Genomic DNA, 19,355 nt, shown 5'->3' on the forward strand with positions numbered 1-19,355 from the left:
GTCCAGTCGAAGGCGGTCGCCTACGCCGACGCGGCGGCCTCCACCGGTCCCGCCAAGCCGTCAGCAGGGAGACGGCGGCCCTTCCCGCTGCCCGGCTCACGTGCGTTGTCGACGCGCGGTGCCGGGGCGGTGGCCGAGAGCTACGCCCCACAGGGGCCCGTGACGTTGGATCGCACCCGCGATGGGTACCCACGGTCCATGCGAATGAGCGTGGTGGACGTGGGGTCGAACACGGTCCGGCTGGTGGTGGCGGATGCGGAGGGCGGGGTTCCGCTGCCGGTGCACACGGCGAAGTGGCGGCTGCGGTTGTCCGAACAGGTGCGCCCGGGCTCTCCGGTGCCCGAGGAGTCCGTGGAACGGCTGGTCTCGGCCGTCGCGGCGGCGAACCGGACGGCGGGCAGATGGGGCGCGCCCGGTCCCCTGGCCTTCGCGACGGCCGTCGTACGGGCGGCGCCGAACCGCGAGGAGGTGCTGCACACCGTCCGGGACCGCACCGCCGTCCCGCTGTGCACCCTGCCGGGCGAGCTGGAGGCCGAGCTGACCTTCCTCGGGGCCCGGCGCTGGATGGGCTGGCGGGCGGGGCCGCTCGCGCTGCTCGACATCGGCGGCGGCTCGCTCGAAGTCGCCTTCGGGCGCGGCCGGTTGCCGGACTACATGGCCTCGCTGCCGCTGGGGGCGGGCCGGCTGACCCACGAGTTCTTCGCGGACTGCGACCAGCCGACGCCCGAGATGGTGCGGGCGCTGCGCCGCAGGGTCCGCCATCAACTGCGGGACGTGGCCGCCCGGATCCGCTGGGAGGGGCCGCGTACGGCGGTCGCCACCTCGCGCACCTTCCAGCAGCTGGGCCGGTTGTGCGGGGCGCCGCCCGGACGGCACGGGCCGTTCGTGGAACGCCGGATGAGCAGCCGTGACCTGGGCGAGGCCGTCGACCGGCTGGCCGCGCTGCCGGTCGACAAACGGGCGCAGCTGCCGGGGATCTCCGCGCCGCGGGCCGCGCAGAGCCTGGCGGGCGCGGTGATCGGGCACACGGCGATGAAGCTGACCGGGATCAGGACCGTCACCATCTGCCCGTGGGCCATCCGCGAAGGGGTCCTGCTGCGGCACATCGAGGAGGGCCCGGCGTGGTGGGCGGAGATCGCCCGCCGCCGCGAGGAGCCCGCGCCCCCGGACCCGGTACCGCTGCGCATCGCGGCCGGCACGAGCTGAGACCGAGTAGGTCGCGGCCTGCACGGACCCGGGCCGAGAACGTCGCGGCCGACACGAACCGAGGCCGTACGGCGCAGCCAGCACGAGCCGCGGCCGTCACGAACCGGAGCCGAGAGCGTCCCGGCCAGCACGAACCGAACGAGAGAAGAACCAAGAGGAGAGGTCATGTCCGAGCACGAGAAGCGGCCCGAGACCGCCCTGGAAGAGATCCTCCACGAGATCGAGGACGCGGAGACCCGACCCGAGGACTCCCCCGAGGAGCGCCGTCGGCGGGGCGAGGCCGCCGACGCCATCACCCCCAACACGCGTGCCGAGGAGGAGTCCCAGGGCGACTGACTTCGCTCAGCCGGGCGGCGCGTCCAGCGGCCGGGCCGCCAGCGCGCTCGCCACGCCGTGCAGGTTGGCGGCCATGGCCCGGCCCGTGCGGTGGGACCACTCGCGGCCGCGTTCGTCGTCGAGGTAGTCGGGGCCGGGCCCGGGGCCGAGGTGCCAGTAGGTCCAGGCCTGACCGGGGACGGTGTAGCCGATGTCGGCGAGGGCTCCCGAGATCTCGCTGATCACGTGGTGCGCGCCGTCCTCGTTGCCGGTGACGACCACCCCGGCGACCCGGTTGTAGGCGACCGGCCGGTCCTCGTCGTCGGTCTCGGAGAGCATCGCGTCCATCCGCTCCAGCACGCGCTGGGCGACGGAGGAGGGCCGCCCGAGCCAGGTCGGCGAGGCGATGACCAGAATCTCGGCGTCCAGCAGCTTGGCGTGGACGAGCGGCCAGGCGTCGCCCTCCCGTACGGCCTCACTGACCACCCCGGATTCGATCGGCAGGTCGACTGCCCGGACGACGTCCACGCCCACGCCGTACTTCTCCAGCTGCTCCACGACGACCCCGGCCAGCGCCTCCGTGTTGGAGGGATCCGGCGACCGTTTGAGCGTGCAATTGATCACGAGTGCTTTCATGCGGCGCCGGGTACCCGGGGCCGCATGGCACACGACCGTCAGGGACCACCGCTTCCGCGGGCCCGGGGAACCGTCTCCGCCGCCGTCGAGGCCCACCTGCTCGGCACCGGCCCGCTGCCGCACGACGAGGACGTGGCGGCCGCGCCCGTGTACGGCGACGACCTCCAGCTCGCCCTCTACCTCTGCTACGAGTTGCACTACCGCGGCTTCGCCGGAGTCTCCCCCGACCGCGAGTGGGACCCCGACCTGCTGCGCACCCGGGCGGCCCTGGAGCACCGCTTCCTCACCGCGCTGCGCGAGGACACCCCGGTCCACGACAGCGTCGACGACGCGCTGGCCGAGATCCTGGTCGAGCCGGTCGACGGCACCGGCGTCAGCCACTACCTGCGCGAGAAGGGCGAGCTGTGGCAGGTGCGCGAGTACGCGGCCCAGCGCTCGCTGTACCACCTCAAGGAGGCCGACCCGCACGCGTGGGTGCTGCCGCGGCTGTGGGGGCGGGCCAAGGCGGGGATGGCCGCGGTGGAGTTCGACGAGTACGGCGGCGGCCGCCCCGACCGGGTGCACGCCCGGCTGTTCGCCGACCTGATGACGGACCTCGGCCTGGAGACGTCCTACGGGCACTATCTCGACGCGGGGTCCGCGGAGATGCTCGCCACGGTCAACCTCATGTCGCTGTTCGGCCTGCACCGGGCCCTGCGAGGCGCTCTCGTGGGCCACTTCGCCGCGGTCGAGATCACCTCCTCCCCCGGCTCCCGGCGGCTGGCCGAGGCGATGCGCCGCACCGGCGCGGGTCCGGCCGCCGAGCACTTCTACGACGAGCACGTCGAGGCCGACGCGGTCCACGAGCAGGTCGTCCGGCACGAGGTGATCGGCGGACTGCTGGCCGAGGAACCGCATCTCGCCCCCGACGTGGCCTTCGGCATCGACGCCACCGGGCACGTCGAGGACCGCCTCGCCGAGCGGCTGCTGGCCTACTGGCAGGCCGGGCGCTCCTCGCTGCACACCCCCCTCCCTTCCGAAAACTCCCATATTTCCTGAATGGTGGGGTACTTGGGCGGGGTGAATCAGCCATTCCCGTCCCTGGTCCTGCCCGGTGTCTACGCCCCGCAGGAGGACACCGCACTCCTCGCCGGAGCCCTCTCCGAGGAACCGCTGCCACCCGGCGCGGATGTCCTCGACATGGGAACCGGATCCGGCGCACTGGCGCTCCAGGCGGCCCGCAGGGGCGGCCGAGTGACCGCGGTCGACGTGTCGTGGCGGGCGGTGTACACGGCGCGGCTCAACGCCTGGCGCGCCGGAGCGCCTGTCCGGATCCGGCGCGGCAACCTCTTCGCCCCCGTCCGGGAGGAGTCCTTCGACCTCATCCTGAGCAACCCGCCCTACGTCCCGGCGCCGGACGCCCGGCCCCCGCGCGGCAGAGCCCGGGCCTGGGACGCCGGTCACGACGGCCGGTCCGTGCTGGACCGGGTCTGCCGGGAGGCTCCCGCGCTGCTGCGCCCCGGAGGCGTTCTACTGATGGTCCACTCCGCGCTGAGCGATCCCGAGCGGACACTCGGCCACCTGCGCGAGGCGGGCCTCAAGGCCTCGGTGACACGCCGTCACCTGATCGCCTTCGGCCCGGTGCTGCGCTCCCGCGAGGACTGGCTGCGCGAGCGCGGGCTGCTGTCCGACCCCGAACTCGCCGACGCGAAGGAAGAGCTGGTGGTCGTCCGTGCCGAACTCCCCCTCTGAACCTCCTTGCCGCATCCGGCTCCAGCATCCGGGACCCCTGCTGGTGGAAGGCCCGGTGGAGGTCGAACTGGACGACGGGAGCACGGTCCGATCCGACCGTTTCCGGGTCGCCCTGTGCACCTGTCGGCGCAGTCGCCGCTACCCGTGGTGCGACACCAGTCATCGCGATCGAGTGCGCTTGTCGACAGAAAGTCAACGGAATTGACCAAAGTTCACTTGGTCGAGTGAACCAGATCTTGCGGACGCCGCCCTAGGGATGCTCCGGACCTCTGCGGGGTAACTACCGAGATCGAATGCGCCCCCTGCCGAGGTGGAGCGGCCATGACATCGGAGTCCGACAACCGCGCTCCCGAGACGCCCACGGCGAACCCGTACGCGCGCACCCGAGCGAGCGGGGATTTCACCGTGGTCGAGGCCGTGGGTGAGATCGACCTCGCGACGGCGGGCTTCCTCGGGGAGCATCTGGACGCGGCGACCGCCTCTCCCGGCCCGGACGTCCTGGTCGACCTGCGGCAGGTGGAGTTCTTCGACTGTTCGGGACTGCGGGTGCTGTGCCGCGCGGACACCAGGGCCCGCGAGCGCGGCGGGCGCCTGCGTCTGGTCTGCGACGCACCGCGCCTACACCGGCTGCTGCGCGCCTCCGGCCTGTGGCGCCGCTTCCCTCCCTTACCGGGCATCCCCGACGAGTCGCCGGACATCGACGACGAGGGATGACCCGAGGGGCCGGCGGACGGCCCCACTCCGTCCGCCGGCCCTCGGTGCGGGATCACAGGGCCCCGCGAGAGGGGCCGACGCTCCCCAGCCACAGACCCCTCGGGCAGGTCACGCGTGCCGTGCGATCCCGGTCCATCAGAACGTGAAGAGGCTCGACCCGAGGGAGCCCTTCACGCACTCGTTGGCGAAGGTGCGCTCATAGGAGACCCGCTGACCCCGCCACACGCCGTCGACCGTGACGACGACCGGGTCGTACTCCTTGGTGCACAGGACGTCGCCTCTGCTCCCCAGGACGCTCTCCAGGGCGTCGAGGTCCCCGTCGACGGCACGCAGTTCGGCGCAGGCAGAGGCGGCGGCCGGGTGGGTGCCGGAGGAGGTCGGGGCGCAGGTCAGCGTGACGGCCCGGGCCGGGGTGGCGGTGGCGGCGCTGTCGCCGTGGCCCACGGTGAGGACCAGGGCGGAGGGGGCGTAGAGGCCCGAGGGGGCGGCATGGGCGGTCCCGGTGAGGGGGCCGCAGACGGCGGTGGCCATGAGGGCGAGGGTGGCCGCCCGGCGCGCGGTGTTCCGCATGGTGTGCATCCTTCCGCTGGAATCGAGGGTGTGCCCTCCGGCACGGTCGGTGCCGGAGCGGCGACCGCGAGTCTGCCGAGTCCGGGCCAGGACTTCACATCGACCCCACAGCTTTCAGTAACCTTGCGTGTTGAATCAGTGGCGCGAAGTCACATAATCCGAACGCCTGAACCCTTGGGCCACGCGGTTCTTGATCGCCCGATCCGGCCGGATGGCCGAAAAACCGCCGCTCGGCAATAGGCCTGAAACATTCCGCTTCAGCCAGAAGCGCACACCGCGCGGACCCCTTGCGTTCATGTTCCGGCGGAGTAATCGTCATTACATGATTACGAAAGAGCAGAACGAGAAACTGCGCGGCTGGTTCACCGGCCGCCTGCCCGACGACGTCTTCGAATCGCTGGTCGAGGTGGTCGTCGACCGCGAGGAGATCACCGTGATCGGCCGCGTCCCCGAGCCCCGGCTCGCCGAGGACGTCTCGGCCGCCGAGCGCGAGGCGGCCGTGCGGGGCCGGATCCAGGAGTTCCGGGAGCGGACCCGGGAGTCCCGGATCGAGGTCGCGCGCGAGGCCGAGCACCGGTTCGGCAAGAAGGTGTCCTGGGGCGTCGAGTGCGGCGGTGAGCGCACCCTGTTCACCCATGTCGCCGCGCCCGTCATGACCCGGCTGCGGCAGCCCGAGCGACAGGTGCTGGACACGCTCGTCGCGGGCGGTGTGGCCCGCAGCCGCAGCGACGCGCTCGCCTGGTGCGTCCGGCTGGTGCAGCGGCACACCGACGACTGGCTCGCCGAGCTGCGGGAGTCCCTCGAACACGTCCAGCGGGTGCGGGCGCAGGGGCCGGACACCGAGGAGGTGGCGGGTTCCTCCACCGGTGACGCAGAAGATGGATGAAACGTCCACTGGCCGGGGTGTCGCGGCGGGCCGTAGCGTCGGCACACCCCAGCAGGACGGCATCCGCGTACGCCGCACACCCCGTGGCAAACGCGGACCGTCCCCGCTCACCGCGCCACCCCGCGCTCCACCGCCGCTCTCCCGCTGGAGCCTCCTTGTCCCCGCAGCCCGACACCGCCAAGCAGTCCCTCACCGAGGTCGAGACCCACGGAGTGGACCGCATCCCCGACGCGGACCGCACCGCGACCCCGCTCGACCTGTTCCGCCTGGCCTTCGGCGGCGCGAACACCTTCTCCACGTGTGTCCTCGGCGCCTTCCCTATCCTGTTCGGCCTGTCCTTCTGGCAGGGCCTCGCGGCCACGCTCCTCGGCGTGCTCGTCGGTGCGCTGATCCTGTGCCCGATGGCGGTGTTCGGCCCGGTCAACGGCACCAACAACGCCGTCTCCTCCTCGGCGCACCTCGGGGTGCACGGCCGGGTCGTCGGCTCCTTCCTCTCCCTGCTGACCGCGATCGCCTTCTTCTCCATCTCGGTGTGGAGCTCCGGCGACGCCCTGGTCGGTGGCGCGCAACGGCTCTTCGGGCTGCCGCGCACCGACCTGTCGTACGTCGTCGCGTACGCGGTGTTCGCGGGCCTGGTCCTCGCGGTGTGCGTCTACGGCTTCCGCTTCATGCTGTTCGTCAACAAGGTGGCGGTGGCCGCGGCGAGCCTGCTCTTCCTGCTCGGCGCCGTCGCGTTCGCCGGCGACTTCGACCCGTCGTACGCCGGAGTCTTCACGGACACGGCGGACGCGGCCACGCGGTCGCTCTTCTGGCCGTCCTTCATCGGCGCAGCCCTCATCGTGCTGTCGAACCCGGTGTCCTTCGGCGCGTTCCTCGGCGACTGGTCGCGCTACATCCCGGCGAGCACCCCGCACCGCAAGGTGATCGGCGCCGCGTTCCTGTCGCAGATCGCGACCCTGCTGCCGTTCCTGTTCGGTCTGACGACCGCCAGCATCATCGCGGCGAAGGCGCCGGACTACGTCGATCCCGCCGCCCCCGACTTCGTGGGCGGGCTGCTCGCGATCTCCCCCGGCTGGTTCTTCCTGCCGGTGTGTCTGATCGCGCTGATCGGCGGGATGTCGACGGGCACCACCGCGCTGTACGGGACCGGCCTCGACTTCTCGTCGGTCTTCCCCCGGCTCTCCCGCGTCCAGGCGACGCTGTTCGTCGGCGTGCTGTCGATCGCGTTCATCTTCGTCGGGCGGTTCGGGCTCGACCTCGTCCAGTCCATCTCGACCTTCGCCACGATGATCATCACCTGCACCACGCCGTGGATGGTCGTGATGATGCTGGGCTTCTGGACCCGGCGCGGCTGGTACGACCCGGAGGCGCTCCAGGTCTTCAACCGCCGTCAGCGCGGCGGCCGTTACTGGTTCGCGCACGGCTGGAACTGGCGCGGCATGACCGCGTGGTGGGTCTCCGCACTGCTCGGCGTGCTCTTCACCAACATCCCGGGACAGTTCGTGGGCCCGCTGGGCGACCTCGCGAACGGCGTCGACATCAGCCTGCCGCTCTCCCTGGTCGTGGCGGCGGTGCTGTTCCTGGCGCTGCTGCGGATCTTCCCCGAACCGCGGGCGGTCTACGGCCCCGAGGGGGCGCGGCTGGCCCGCACGGTCGAGGTGCCGGTGCCGCCGATCACGGGGCAGGAGGCGATGTCAGTGCCGTCGCCTACCTTGCTGCCATGACCGAATTCGTGTTGGTGGCCGGGGCGAAGCTGGGGGCGTGGGCGTGGGACGAGGTGGTCCCCGAGCTGCGGGCGGCCGGGCACGGGGCGCATGCGCTGACCCTGTCCGGACTGGCCGAGAAGAGCGGCACCCCGGCCGGACAGGACACCCATGTGCGGGACATCGTCGACGAGGTGGAGCGGCTGGATCTGCGGGACGTGGTGCTGGTCGGGCACAGCTATTCGGGCATACCGGTCGGGCAGGCCGCCGGGCGCATCGGCGACCGGCTCCGGCGGGTGGTGTACGTCGACGCGAGCGTCCCGGCCGACGGGAAGTCGTTCCTGGACGGCTGGCCGAGCGACGAGGTACGGGCCGCCATCGAGGCGAACGACGGCTTCTGGGCGTCCTTCTCGCCCGAGGACCTGGCGGAACAGGACCTCGACGAGGAGCGGATCGCCCGGATCGTGCGCGGCGCGACGCCCCATCCCGGGGCCTCGCTCACCGAACCGGCGGTTCTGTCCGGTTCCCTCGCCGAGCAGCCGACGACCTACGTCAAGTGCCTCATGGACTGGCCCGAGCCGAGCGAGGACGTCGTGGAGCTGCTCAAGAGCGAGTGCTGGGAGCTGGTGGAGATGAACACCGGGCACTGGCCGATGTTCTCGCGGCCCCGTGAACTGGCCCGGATCCTGTGTGAGTCCGTCGGCTGACCCATTCCGCATACCCGCCGGTATGGTCGGCCTCGGCGCACGCTCGACGACGAGAGGCGGGACGGACCGATGCCGAAGCACTGGGCGGACTTCCAGTACGAGATCTATCTGAACGGCATGTCGGGCGCGGTGCCCCGGTTGCCCACCGACCTGACCCGGCTCGAGCAGCTCACCGAGCAGCGGCTCGGTCCGGGCCCGGTGGGTTATGTGGCGGGCAGCGCGGGCGACGGCAGTACGGCGCGGGCGAACCGCGCGGCCCTGGAGCGCCGCCGGATCGTGCCGCGGCTGCTGCGGGACGTCCACGAGCGCGATCTGTCCGTCGAGGTGCTGGGCCGCCCGCTGCCCGCCCCGCTGGCCCTGGCGCCGGTCGGCGTGCTGTCGATCATGCATCCGGGGGCCGAGCCGGCCGCCGCCCGGGCCGCCGCCGCGCAAGGGGTGCCGTACATCCTGTCCTCAGCGTCCAGCACCCCCATGGAGCAGGTCGCGGAGGCCATGGGGGACGCCGAGCGCTGGTTCCAGCTGTACTGGCCGAAGGACCCGGAGGTGGCGCTCAGCTTCCTGAACCGGGCGAAGGCGGCCGGGTTCACGGCGCTGGTCGTCACGCTGGACACCCCGTTGCTGTCCTGGCGGCCCCGCGATCTGGACCAGGCGTATCTGCCGTTCCTGCACGGCGTGGGCACCGCCAACTACTTCTCCGACCCGGCCTTCCAGGCGGCCCTCGCCAAGCCGGTGCACGAGGATCCCAACGCGGCCGTCCTGCACTTCATCGGCATGTTCGCGGACCCGGCGAAGACCTGGCCCGATCTGGCGTTGCTGCGGGAGCACTGGGACGGGCCGATCGTCCTCAAGGGGATCCTGCACCCGGACGACGCCCGGCTCGCCGCGGACGCCGGGATGGACGGGGTGGTGGTCTCCAACCACGGCGGACGGCAGGTGGCCGGGGCGGTCGCGGCAGCCGACGCGCTGCCGCGGGTCGTGGAGGCGGTCGGCGACCGGCTCACCGTGCTCTTCGACAGCGGGATCCGCACCGGCGACGACGTCTTCAAGGCCCTCGCGCTCGGCGCCCGCGCGGTGCTCGTCGGACGGCCGTACGTCTACGGGCTCGGCCTCGACGGACAGGCGGGCGTCGACCACGTCATCCGCTGCCTCCTCGCCGAACTCGACCTCACCCTGGCCCTGTCGGGCCACGCGACACCGGCGACGATCGGGCCGACGGACCTGGTGACGGACCCGGTGTGAGAGACGGGGGGCGGGCTCCGGGGTGAGGGTCGGGAGGGCGGGCCCGGCGTGAGGGTCGGGAAGGCGGCCCCGGGGTGAGGGTCGGGAAGGCGGCCCCGGGGTGAGGGTCGGGAAGGCGGCCCCGGGGTGAGGGTCGGGAAGGCGGCCCCGGGGTGAGGGTCGGGAAGGCGGCCCGGCGTGAGAGACCGGGGTGGCGGTCCCGCCAACCGGCGGCCCGGCAGGCACCGGCTCGCCCCACCTCCGATCCACCACCCCCACTCGCCCTACGCTCGATCCGCCCCCCACTCGCCTTACGCCCGGTCCACCCCGTCTCTCACACCCGTTCCGCCCCTCGCCCTACGCCCGGTCCCCCACGTCCGCCGCTCTGGCCGACGGGGCCGCCGAGCCGGTGATCCGGAGGGAGCCCGGGCTCGCCGTCGCGGTCGGGTCGGTCAGCCAGCGCTGCTGGTCGGAGTCGTCGCGGACCTTGACGACGATGTCGGAGCCGGGATCGTCGTTGCTGGCGGCGAGCGCGAGCTGCTCGTCCCAGCGCGGCAGCAACTCCCCCTGCACGGTGAGGTCGTAGCGCACGTCCTCACCCCGCTTCGCCTTGTCGTCGGCGCACTCGCCGAGGATCACCACGCCCGCGTCCACGTGCGAGTCCAGGCACAGGTCGGGGTCCGCCTCGCTGCGCAGCAGTCCGTCGGTCTCGTACGACCACTGCTGGGTCGGCGAGGAGGAGCAGGCGGCGAGTTGGGTGCCCGCGCCCTCCTTCGGCGTGCCCTTGATGTCGAGGCACAGGTCGGCGGCGGCGTTGCGCAGCCGGGTCACCGCTGGCCCGGTGGGCAGTTGGGCCGTGCCCGGGGTCGCCGAGTCGGTGTCCGGTGCCGTCTCGCCGTCGCTGGCGCTGGTGGAGGCGGCCGGGTCCGCGCCGCCGTCGTGCGACCACAGACCCGCGGCGAGCATGGCCGCGAGAAGCCCGGCCGATGTGACGCCCACTCCGGTGAGCAGGGTCCGCGAGTTCCGCAGGCCCCCAGGCCCCGGGCCCCGGCGCGGGGCGGGTATGCGCGCCAGGATGCGGCGGCGCGCGGCGCTGTGCCGGCCGGTGCCACGGGCCTTCGGCTCCTGAGGCGTACGCCCGGCGCGCAGTTCGAGATAGCGGCGGGCGCCCCACCCCAGCACGGCCTCGGCGAGCAGCACCCCCAACCCGCCCTCGAAATGACTCAGTTGCTCCGCGGCGGAACGGCAGTAGCGGCACTCCGCCAGATGCTGCTGGACATCCGGAAGCAGTGCTCCACCGCGCCGGATCGGAACGTCGAGGAGTCGGTTGTAGAAGCGGCAATCCTTCGTCGGCGCGAGTTCCCGATGGGCATGTACACATCCTTCTCGGAATTTTTCACGCGCCTGTTCGAGCGCCGCCGTGGCGGTGGTCGTGTCCATGGCCAGCAGTGCGGCGGGCACCGTAATCGGGTCCGCCTCGACCTCGCTGTGCCACAACAGACAGCGGGAGAGTCCGGGAAGAGACTGGAATGACCGTTCGGCGAGCTTGCGATTTTCGGGGGTCATGGACTTCGCCGTCCGCATACCGCGGCCGCCGTTCGGTTTCCCGAGGTCCGGCAGAACCCCCGATATCCGGTCCTCGGACGACCACTCGCGGACCGTGTCCCGCACGGCCACCAGGACGCGGGGACGCAGCGCGAGGGCCGGCTCGCCGAGCGCGAGACGGTCCAGGACCTGGTGGAAGGCGGCCGCGGCGATCATCGACGCGGTCTCCGACGGGGAGGCGAGACAGATGACCGCGTATTCCTGGGCGGGCTTCCAGTGGCGTGCCATCAGAAGGGCCACGGACTGGGCCGCCTCGGCATCCGTGTGGCCTCTCAGCCGGGCGGCGAGGTCCTCGTCGGATTCTCCGGATCCCGCACCGGGCGGCGGGTAAGGAGGGAGCGGCGGGTGGGGGGTGGGCACTGAGCGGATTCCTTCCCGCGGACAGGGGACGCACTAAGTTCCCGTTGCCGGAAAGGGGGCGCGAAACGGGCGCGTGTCTTTCGGGCACGGGCGCGGGGAGCACGAATTCACCGACGTCCCTCCGCCCCGGTTCCCCACGGGGCGAATGCGACCCGGCCCTGCCCCCCACTCAGGTGGTTCACCCTTGCACAAGTCACTCACGGCCAACAAGGCACCTGAGCAACATCAGCGCCAATTGAAAGAAAGTCAGATGGGTCCGCAACTGTGTGCCCTCGCACCGGCTTTCGGCATTCCGTGCGCCCCGTGTGAAACCCGCGCACGCGCCGGAGCACTCCGCACGCTCCCCCACCCGCGGTCCCGGTAGTCCACTGGGAACCGGCCCTTCTCGGAGGCCTCGCGCGGGACGGCGGCTCTCCCGCGCGCACCCCGGCCGCCGACCCCGTTCCTCCCGCCCTCGGTCGGCGGCCCCGGGGGCGGGGCGGTCGGCGGCCCCGGCCCACCGGAACAGCTCGCCGCGAACGCCTCAGATCTGCCAGGAGCGCAGCCGGTCGGCCGCGCCGTACACGTCGGACTTGCCGGAGATCAGGTCGCGGGCGAGGTCGACGAGGGCGCCGTAGGGCGGGTCGATGCCGGCTCCGCTGACGAACATGTAGGCCACGGCGGTGGCGCAGGCGAAGCGGGCGTTGGCCGACGGTAACGGCTTGAGCAGGGCGAGGGTGTGCAGCAGGGCGGCGGCGCGCCAGGCCGGGTCGGAGTCGACGCCGAGGCGGGGCGGGTCGACGCGGTGCCGGGCGACGGCGGCGACGAGGGCCGAGAAGTCGTTGACGGTGGGCTGGTCCGGCAGGACCTCTTCATGCCGCTGGAGGAGCCAGGGCACGTCGATGTGGACGACGGGAGCCATCGGTCAGACGACCCGCCCCGCGCCCTTGACCGACGGTTCGTCGTCGGGGAAGGCGGCCGCGAACTCGTCGGCGTGCGCGGCGAAGAACTGCCGGAAGGCCTCGGCGCCCTCCTGGAGCGCCCGGTGCCGGGCGATGTCGGCGGCGGCCGCCTCCCGTACGAGCGCCTTCATCGACGTACCCCGTTCCTTGGCGATCTGCCGCAGGTCCTCAAGCTCGCGATCGCTGAACTCCACGTTGAGAGCTGGCATGCCCTCACGGTACCGCGCGGGTACTTACCCGTAAATACTCGCAGCTCAACGCCACCCCGCAGAGGTACCTCCGAATAAAACCCGCGCACAAAAGATGAGAGGTGGATCACAACCGGCCCCACGGATGTCACATTGCGACCGTCCGCTCCCCTCCCAGTGGTGAGAGCACCACGGGGAGGCCCACGAGATGTCCGAGATCCACGCGCCCGACGCCGAGGAGGCGACCGGTGTCTTCGTCGCGCACCGGGAGCTGCTGTTCGGCGTCGTCTACAACATGCTCGGCTCCGTCGCCGACACCGAGGACGTCCTGCAGAACACCTGGCTGGCCTGGGCGGCCCGGGGCCCGGACGGGATCACCAGCCCCCGCGCCTACCTGGTCCGGATCGCCGTCAACCAGGCGCTGCACCGGCGGGCGCAGATCGACCGACGCCGTGAGACCTACATCGGCCCGTGGCTGCCCGAGCCCCTGGTCGCCGAGGACACCGGCGCCGACGACCCGGCCCTGCGCACCGAGTCCGTGTCGCTGGCGATGCTGGTGGTCCTGGAGTCGCTGACCCCGCTGGAGCGGGCGGTCTTCGTGCTCCACGAGGTCTTCGGGTACGCCCACACCGAGATCGCCGGGATCATCGACCGCACCCCGGCCGCCGTACGCCAGTTGGCGCACCGGGCCCGGGAACATGTGCACGCGCGGCGGCCGCGGTACGAGGCCCATCCGCGGGTGCGCCGGGAGGCGACCGAGCGGTTCGTGCGGGCCGCGCTCGGCGGGGACATCGCGGAGCTGATGGAGATCCTGGCGCCGGACGTGACGGTGTGGACGGACGGCGGCGGCGTCCGCAAGGGCGCGCTGCGTCCGGTGCGGGGCCGGGACAAGGCGGTCCGGCTGCTCACCGGATACACGAAGCGGGGCGGGGCGCTGGGCCTGGAACTGCGCCACCGCCGGGTCAACGGCGACGACGCGGCGGTGCTCTTCGACGGCGACTCCCCCTACGCGGTGCTGGTCATGGACCTCACACCGGAGGGCGACCGCGTCTCGGCGGTCTACGTCGTCGGCAATCCCGACAAGCTCACGTACGTGCACAAGGAGGAGGCGTGACCCGTACGCAGCAGTCCGGCCGGGGCGAGAGGTTCTCCGGGTGGCTCGACGGCCGGCTCGGCACTCGCACGCTGGGCGCCAAGTACCTGCGCAAGGTGTTCCCGGACCACTGGTCCTTCATGCTCGGCGAGATCTGCCTGTACAGCTTCGTCGTACTGATCCTCACCGGTGTGTGGCTGACGCTGTTCTTCCACCCGTCGATGAACGAGGTGACGTACCACGGCAGTTACACGCCCCTGAACGGGGTGCGGATGTCCGAGGCGTACGCCTCCACGCTGGACATCAGCTTCGACGTGCGCGGCGGTCTGCTGATCCGGCAGCTGCACCACTGGTCGGCGCTGATCTTCGTGGCCGCCATGTTCACGCACATGATGCGGCACTTCTTCACGGGTTCGTTCCGCAAGCCGCGCGAGGTCAACTGGCTGTTCGGCTGGCTGCTGTTGTTCCTCGGCCTGTTCGAGGGGCTCTTCGGCTACTCGCTCCCGGACGACCTGCTCTCCGGCACGGGGATGAGGTTCGTCTACGGTGCCACCGTGTCGGTGCCGATCGTCGGAACCTATCTCGGACTGTTCCTGTTCGGCGGCGAGTTCCCCGGCCATGACATCGTGGCCCGCTTCTACTCGCTGCACATCCTGGTGATCCCCGGCATCATGGCGGCCCTCGTGGTGGCCCATCTGATCCTGGTCGTCTACCACAAGCACACCCAGTTCGCGGGTCCCGGAAGGACCGAACGCAACGTCGTCGGCGCGCCGTTCTTCCCGGTGTACCTGGCGAAGGCGGGCGGCTTCTTCTTCCTGGTGTTCGGCGCGCTCGCGCTGATCGCCGCGGTCGCCTCCATCAACCCGGTCTGGGCGTACGGCCCTTACCGCGCCGACCAGGTCTCCACGGGCGCCCAGCCGGACTGGTACCTGGGCTTCGCCGAGGGGTTGGTGCGGGTCATGCCGGGCTGGGAGATCACCTTCTGGGGGCACACCCTGGTGCTCGGGGTGCTGATCCCGGTCCTGGTCTTCCCGCTCCTGCTGGTCTTCATCGGCGTGTACCCGTTCCTGGAGGCCCGGGTCACCAAGGACCGCAGCGAGCACCACCTGTTGGACCGCCCGCGCAACCGGCCGGTCCGTACGGCGATCGGCGCCTCCTGGATCAGCCTGTACCTGGTCCTGCTGGCGGGCGGCGGCAACGACATCGTGGCGACCCGGCTGCATCTGTCGATCAACACGGTGACCTGGGCGGTCCGGATCGGGATGTTCGTCGTCCCGGCGGTCGTCTTCGTCGTCACCCGGCGCGTCTGTCTGGGGCTCCGACTCCGGGACCGGGAGCTGGTGTTGCACGGCCGGGAGACCGGCGTGATCAAGCGGCTGCCGCACGGGGAGTACATCGAGGTGCACCAGCCGCTCGATCAAGCCCGGCTCCATACGCTCACCGCGCACGAACGGCCCGGTGAGCTGGTGGAGCACGCTCGGGTCAGCCTTGATCCGCCACGAAGGACGCCATCCGGGTCAGGGCCGAGTTCCAGTTGATGGTGTGCTCGTTGGTCGACCAGGACTGGATGTCGTCGATATAGCAGAACTGGCCGACACAGCCCTGGAGTTTGCTCTGTGCGTAGGGATCCTGGATGGACGAGTTCGGCCCGCCGGCGAGGGTGCCCTTCGGCGGGTTCGGCATGTTCGGGTCGAGCTGGTGGGCGTACCAACGGGCGTGCTGGTTGTGGGAGTTGACCTCGCCGTAGCCGGTCACGTACGAGATGTTCAGCGCGTTGCGCCCGAAGAGGTAGTCGACGCTCTGGAGGGCGCCGTCACGGTACTTCGAGGCGCCCGTGATGTCGTACGCGGTGGCGATGACGATCCCGTTGTGCAGGATCTGGTGGTTGGAGCCCCAGTCGTAGAGGTTGCCGGGCGGGGCGTACGGCATGCCGTACGCCTGGGAGTTGAGGGTCGCGAGGTAGGCGTCAGCGCCCTTGACGACCGACTGGCGCACCTTGTCCCGGCCGGGGAGCCTGCTCGGTACGGTCGCCAGGTCCAGGCGGGCCGCGGCGGCCGTGCGGGCCCAGTCGTAGCCGAGGGGGCCGAAGATGTCGGCGGTGTGGACCGGGGAGTTGAGGACGTGGTCCGCGAACTCCTTCTCGCCCGTGGTGAGATACAGCTCGGCCGCCGCCCAGTAGAACTCGTCGGTGACGTTGTTGTCGGCGTAGGTGCCGCCGCCGGTGCCGTCGCTCTCCGAGGCGTACAGGTCCGGGTGGGCGAGAGCCGCGGTCCACGCCTTGCGGGCGGCCGCCAGGGCCTTCGCGGCGAACGCCTTGTCGTAGGGCCGGTACAGGCGGGCCGCCTGCGCGGCCGTCGCCGCCAGGTTCAGGGTCGCCGCGGTGGACGGCGGGTGCAGCTCGCGCTTCTGCGGGTCGTCGCTCGGCAGCAGCGGCAGGCCGGTCCACTGCTCGTCGTGGATCTTGTGGTGGGCCATCCCGGCGAGCGGCTGTCCGTCCGGGACCTGCATCTTCAGCAGGAAGTCCAGCTCCCAGCGGGCCTCGTCGAGGATGTCCGGCACCTTGTTGCCGCTCTCCGGGATGGCGAGCGTGCCGTCACCGAGCTTCGCGGGACGCCCGGTGCGGGCGTGCAGGGCGCGCTCGTAGGTGCTGAGTACCTCCCAGGTCGAGATGCCGCCGTTCACCACGTACTTGCCGTGGTCACCGGCGTCGTACCAGCCGCCGGTGACGTCGAGCGTGTAGTCGCAGACACCGGGCTGGCAGGGCACGTTGCCGTCGCCCTGGTTCGGTGCCACGTCGACATGCCCGGCAGCGCGGCCGTAGCCCGGGCGCAGGTCGTCACGGATCGCCACCCCGCTGCGCTGCGTGTAGTAGTACTTCGCCGCGTCGACCCGGAGCTGCTCGTAGGCCGAAGCACCGATGTCGAAGGGCCGGCTGGTCTCACCGTCCGCGACCAAGGTGAGGCCCTCGCCGCGCTTCTTGTAGGCGCCGAAGTCGATGGAGTGGACGTTCTGCCCAGAGGAGGCGTCGGTGCCGCGCGGCAGGGTCCAGCCGTGCGCGACGACGGCCCCCGAGGCGTTCTTCAGCTGCCAGGGCAGTTTCGTCGTGGCGTCGGTGACCAGGGTGGCGTTCTTAGGCCCCGAGGGCAGATAGGCGACCTGGTTCACCCGCACCCGGGGCCCGGTGTCCGGCTCGTAGACCTCGGGCGGCACCCCGCCCAGCAGGGACACGTCGTCCATGCAGAACCGGAACGGGTCGGCGCTGCCGCCGAGTTGGAAGGCCACCTGCGCCTGCGTGGTGTCGACGGGCGAGGTGAAGGTGTACGCGTAGGAGTTGCCCGAGACACTCAGCTGCGGGCTCACCTCGAAGTAGGTGTCGTAGGGCGCCACTTGGAGCCCCACGATCGCCCGTGCCACGTGTCCTTCGGGCGAACCGTTCGCGTAGAAGGCGACCTTGTACGACTCCCCTTTCACCAGGGTGACGTCGTTCTGTCCGACCGCGGCGTCCCACCGGTTGGCGGTGCCGCCCGGCACGTCCGTGCAGAGCCGTCCGCCGGACAGGCCGGCGGTCATGTCGGCGGTCGTCCACCACGGCTCGACCGCCGTGTCGAAGGTGCCGTTCCTGAGCTGCTCGACCTCCTCGGCGGCGGCCCCGGACGCGGGGAGGCCGACGAGGGCCGCCCCGATCAGGGCCGTCAGGGCCAGGAGCGAGGTTCTGTGTCGTTTCACGTCTGGGCTCCTCCGGTGAGGTGCGGGTGACGCTCGCGATGGGAGCGCTCCCAGATGCGGACGCACGTCATGCTTGTTGCAGGCATGACACTCCGTCAACCGGTCGGAGCCTCCAACTTGCCGATCCGCACGGCACCTTGGGACTCCCCGGGGTGGGCACTGGTCGGCCCGGCAAGGGTGCGATGAGCCCCTCCTGTCGCAGGCGTCACTCGGCCGGATCCGCCTCTTGACGCGGCCCTCTCGCACGGTCCCGGGCCAGGGGGTTCCCGCTCGTATCCGGGCGTGACGCACTACGCTGGAACCTCAGTGGCTCGGCTGTTCACTGTGAGTACGCGCAATGGAGTGGCGACGATGACCCCCGTGTACCCGTTCGACGACGCCGCGACGGCACGGGCCGTCGTCGGCGAGGACGGCACGCTGGTCGAGTGGAACACCGGCGCACAGCGGCTGCTGGGCTGGTCGGCCGCCGAGGTCGTGGGCCGTCCCGCGGTGAACCTGCTGGTCGGCGGGGACGGAGCGACGCCCGCCGGGCCCCTGGGCGCCCGCTGGGACGGCGACGTCACGCTCTGCCACCGCGACGGCACGGCGGTGTCGGTGTGGCTGCTCGCCCACCACTGCCGGCCGCTCGACGGCACCCCGGGACACTGGCTCGTCGTCACCCCGCTCGACCCGGGCGGCCCCCGCTCCCCCGACGACCCGCTGGCCACCGCCGTGCTGACCCAGTCGCCGTGTGCCGTCGCCGTCTACGACGACCGGCTGCGGCTGCGCCGGGTCAACGACGCCATGGCCGACGTGATCGGACTGCCCGAGGAGCGCATCCAGGGGCTGCGGCTGTCCGAGATCGGCGGCAAGGCGCAGAGCGAGGAGCTGGAGCGGCATCTGCTGCGGGTGCTCACCACCGGGCAGGCGCAGGACGTGCAGACGTTCATGCGGACCGGCGGCGAGGCCGTCGCGCACGCCTGGCTGGCCCGGATGGCACCGATCACCGACCCGGCAGGGCGGGTGCGGGGCGTGTGCCTGGCCGCCCACGACTTCACCGACAACTACCTCGCCCGCGAGCGCCTCCAGCTGGTCAACGAGGCGAGCGTGCGCATCGGCAGCACCCTCGACGTCACCCGTACGGCCCAGGAGCTGGCGGACGTCTGCGTGCCGGCGCTCGCCGACTTCGTCAGCGTCGACCTGCTGGACCCGCCGGAGCACGGCGGCGAGACCCAGGCGCCGCTGGTCCCGCCGATCGAGCTGCGCCGCACCGCCCACCACTCCGTGCAGGCCGGCGACCCGCTGGCGGTGGTGAAGCCGGGGCACACCGAGCTGTATCCGGCCACCTCCCCGCAGGCCGACTCCCTCACGGCCGGGCGGACGATCGTCGCCACGTTCGCCTCGGGGCAGCTGGACCAGTGGCTGGCCTGGAACAAGACACGCGGTGAGCGGGTCAAGGAGTACGGCATCCACTCCACGATGTCGGTGCCGATCCAGGCCCGCGGCCAGACCCTCGGGGTCGCGGTGCTCACCCGGTTCCGGCGGCCGGACCCCTTCACCCCGGACGACGTGCTGCTCGCCGAGGAGATCACGGCCCGCGCCGGGGTGTGCATCGACAACGCCCGCCGCTTCTCCCGGGAGCGGGAGACGGCCCTCGCCCTCCAGCGCAGTCTGCTGCCCCGGTCGCTGCCGCGTACGGCGGCCGTGGAGGCGGCCTCGCGCTATCACTTGAGGCCGCACAGGGGGCTCGTGGACGCGTACGCGCCGGGGGTGCGTC

19 protein-coding genes are annotated in these 19,355 nt (G+C 71.7%); 13 read left to right on the plus strand and 6 right to left on the minus strand.

What is annotated here, in order from left to right:
* The first annotated feature begins 198 nt into the window (after window positions 1–198).
* Window positions 199–1,206: a Ppx/GppA family phosphatase gene (locus tag ABZ896_RS45670; RefSeq protein WP_360942904.1), complete on the plus strand. Its 1,008-nt coding sequence runs from the start codon at window positions 199–201 to the stop codon at window positions 1,204–1,206.
* 165 nt (window positions 1,207–1,371) lie between these two features.
* On the plus strand, window positions 1,372–1,542 hold the full coding sequence (locus ABZ896_RS45675) for a hypothetical protein (RefSeq protein WP_360942850.1): 171 nt from the start codon (window positions 1,372–1,374) through the stop codon (window positions 1,540–1,542).
* A 6-nt stretch (window positions 1,543–1,548) separates the two neighbouring features.
* Here ABZ896_RS45675 and ABZ896_RS45680 read toward each other — a convergent pair whose 3' ends face one another.
* Window positions 1,549–2,157 carry a flavodoxin family protein gene (locus tag ABZ896_RS45680; RefSeq protein ID WP_360942853.1) on the minus strand — a complete coding sequence of 203 codons (609 nt, stop codon included), beginning with the start codon at window positions 2,155–2,157 and terminating at the stop codon, window positions 1,549–1,551.
* A gap of 24 nt (window positions 2,158–2,181) precedes the next feature.
* Between ABZ896_RS45680 and ABZ896_RS45685 the strand changes: the two genes are divergently transcribed.
* From ABZ896_RS45685 to ABZ896_RS45700, 4 genes are all read left to right on the plus strand, one after another.
* Window positions 2,182–3,195 (plus strand): iron-containing redox enzyme family protein, encoded by a 1,014-nt coding sequence (locus ABZ896_RS45685; protein WP_360942856.1) that lies wholly within the window; start codon window positions 2,182–2,184, stop codon window positions 3,193–3,195.
* 21 nt (window positions 3,196–3,216) lie between these two features.
* The gene (locus ABZ896_RS45690; protein WP_360942859.1) at window positions 3,217–3,888 is read left to right on the plus strand and encodes a HemK2/MTQ2 family protein methyltransferase; all 672 of its coding nucleotides are present in this window, start codon (window positions 3,217–3,219) and stop codon (window positions 3,886–3,888) included.
* Entirely contained in the window at window positions 3,869–4,093 is a 225-nt protein-coding gene (locus ABZ896_RS45695) for a CDGSH iron-sulfur domain-containing protein (protein WP_360942862.1), read from the plus strand. Before ABZ896_RS45690 ends, ABZ896_RS45695 begins: the two co-directional genes overlap by 20 nt.
* Before the next feature lie 116 nt (window positions 4,094–4,209).
* Complete coding sequence (locus ABZ896_RS45700; RefSeq protein ID WP_360942865.1) at window positions 4,210–4,602, plus strand: STAS domain-containing protein; 393 nt, start codon at window positions 4,210–4,212, stop codon at window positions 4,600–4,602.
* A gap of 135 nt (window positions 4,603–4,737) precedes the next feature.
* On the opposite strand, the gene ABZ896_RS45705 is transcribed toward ABZ896_RS45700, so the two are convergent.
* Window positions 4,738–5,172: a subtilase-type protease inhibitor gene (locus ABZ896_RS45705; RefSeq protein WP_360942868.1), complete on the minus strand. Its 435-nt coding sequence runs from the start codon at window positions 5,170–5,172 to the stop codon at window positions 4,738–4,740.
* A gap of 322 nt (window positions 5,173–5,494) precedes the next feature.
* Between ABZ896_RS45705 and ABZ896_RS45710 the strand changes: the two genes are divergently transcribed.
* From ABZ896_RS45710 to ABZ896_RS45725, 4 genes are all read left to right on the plus strand, one after another.
* Entirely contained in the window at window positions 5,495–6,058 is a 564-nt protein-coding gene (locus tag ABZ896_RS45710) for a hypothetical protein (RefSeq protein WP_360942871.1), read from the plus strand.
* Window positions 6,059–6,213: 155 nt separating this feature from the next.
* Window positions 6,214–7,782 carry a cytosine permease gene (locus ABZ896_RS45715; protein WP_360942874.1) on the plus strand — a complete coding sequence of 523 codons (1,569 nt, stop codon included), beginning with the start codon at window positions 6,214–6,216 and terminating at the stop codon, window positions 7,780–7,782.
* Window positions 7,779–8,468, plus strand: coding sequence for an alpha/beta hydrolase (locus tag ABZ896_RS45720; RefSeq protein WP_360942877.1), 690 nt, complete (start codon window positions 7,779–7,781; stop codon window positions 8,466–8,468). The genes ABZ896_RS45715 and ABZ896_RS45720 overlap by 4 nt, the downstream gene beginning before the upstream one ends.
* 69 nt (window positions 8,469–8,537) lie before the next feature.
* The gene (locus ABZ896_RS45725) at window positions 8,538–9,707 is read left to right on the plus strand and encodes a lactate 2-monooxygenase (protein ID WP_360942880.1); all 1,170 of its coding nucleotides are present in this window, start codon (window positions 8,538–8,540) and stop codon (window positions 9,705–9,707) included.
* 336 nt (window positions 9,708–10,043) lie between these two features.
* On the opposite strand, the gene ABZ896_RS45730 is transcribed toward ABZ896_RS45725, so the two are convergent.
* The 3 genes from ABZ896_RS45730 to ABZ896_RS45740 form a co-directional block, all read right to left on the minus strand.
* Window positions 10,044–11,651, minus strand: coding sequence for an RICIN domain-containing protein (locus tag ABZ896_RS45730; protein WP_360942883.1), 1,608 nt, complete (start codon window positions 11,649–11,651; stop codon window positions 10,044–10,046).
* A gap of 523 nt (window positions 11,652–12,174) precedes the next feature.
* Window positions 12,175–12,552 carry a toxin Doc gene (locus tag ABZ896_RS45735; protein ID WP_360942886.1) on the minus strand — a complete coding sequence of 126 codons (378 nt, stop codon included), beginning with the start codon at window positions 12,550–12,552 and terminating at the stop codon, window positions 12,175–12,177.
* 3 nt (window positions 12,553–12,555) lie between these two features.
* On the minus strand, window positions 12,556–12,801 hold the full coding sequence (locus ABZ896_RS45740; RefSeq protein ID WP_360942889.1) for a hypothetical protein: 246 nt from the start codon (window positions 12,799–12,801) through the stop codon (window positions 12,556–12,558).
* Between the two features lie 187 nt (window positions 12,802–12,988).
* Here ABZ896_RS45740 and sigJ point away from each other — a divergent pair, with 187 nt between their 5' ends.
* Window positions 12,989–13,894, plus strand: a complete 906-nt coding sequence (gene sigJ / locus ABZ896_RS45745) for an RNA polymerase sigma factor SigJ (protein WP_360942892.1) — start codon at window positions 12,989–12,991, stop codon at window positions 13,892–13,894.
* Window positions 13,891–15,411, plus strand: coding sequence for a cytochrome bc complex cytochrome b subunit (locus ABZ896_RS45750; RefSeq protein ID WP_360942895.1), 1,521 nt, complete (start codon window positions 13,891–13,893; stop codon window positions 15,409–15,411). Before sigJ ends, ABZ896_RS45750 begins: the two co-directional genes overlap by 4 nt.
* Here the strand turns inward: ABZ896_RS45750 and ABZ896_RS45755 are convergent.
* On the minus strand, window positions 15,356–17,599 hold the full coding sequence (locus ABZ896_RS45755; RefSeq protein WP_360942898.1) for a glycoside hydrolase family 9 protein: 2,244 nt from the start codon (window positions 17,597–17,599) through the stop codon (window positions 15,356–15,358). The genes ABZ896_RS45750 and ABZ896_RS45755 overlap by 56 nt on opposite strands.
* Before the next feature lie 351 nt (window positions 17,600–17,950).
* On the opposite strand from ABZ896_RS45755, the gene ABZ896_RS45760 reads away from it, so the two are divergent.
* A partial coding sequence (locus ABZ896_RS45760) for a PAS domain-containing protein (RefSeq protein WP_360942901.1) occupies window positions 17,951–19,355 on the plus strand: 1,405 nt, incomplete at its 3' end.

The sequence above is a fragment of the Streptomyces sp. NPDC047072 genome (assembly GCF_040643855.1).
Classification (GTDB): Bacteria; Actinomycetota; Actinomycetes; order Streptomycetales; family Streptomycetaceae; genus Streptomyces.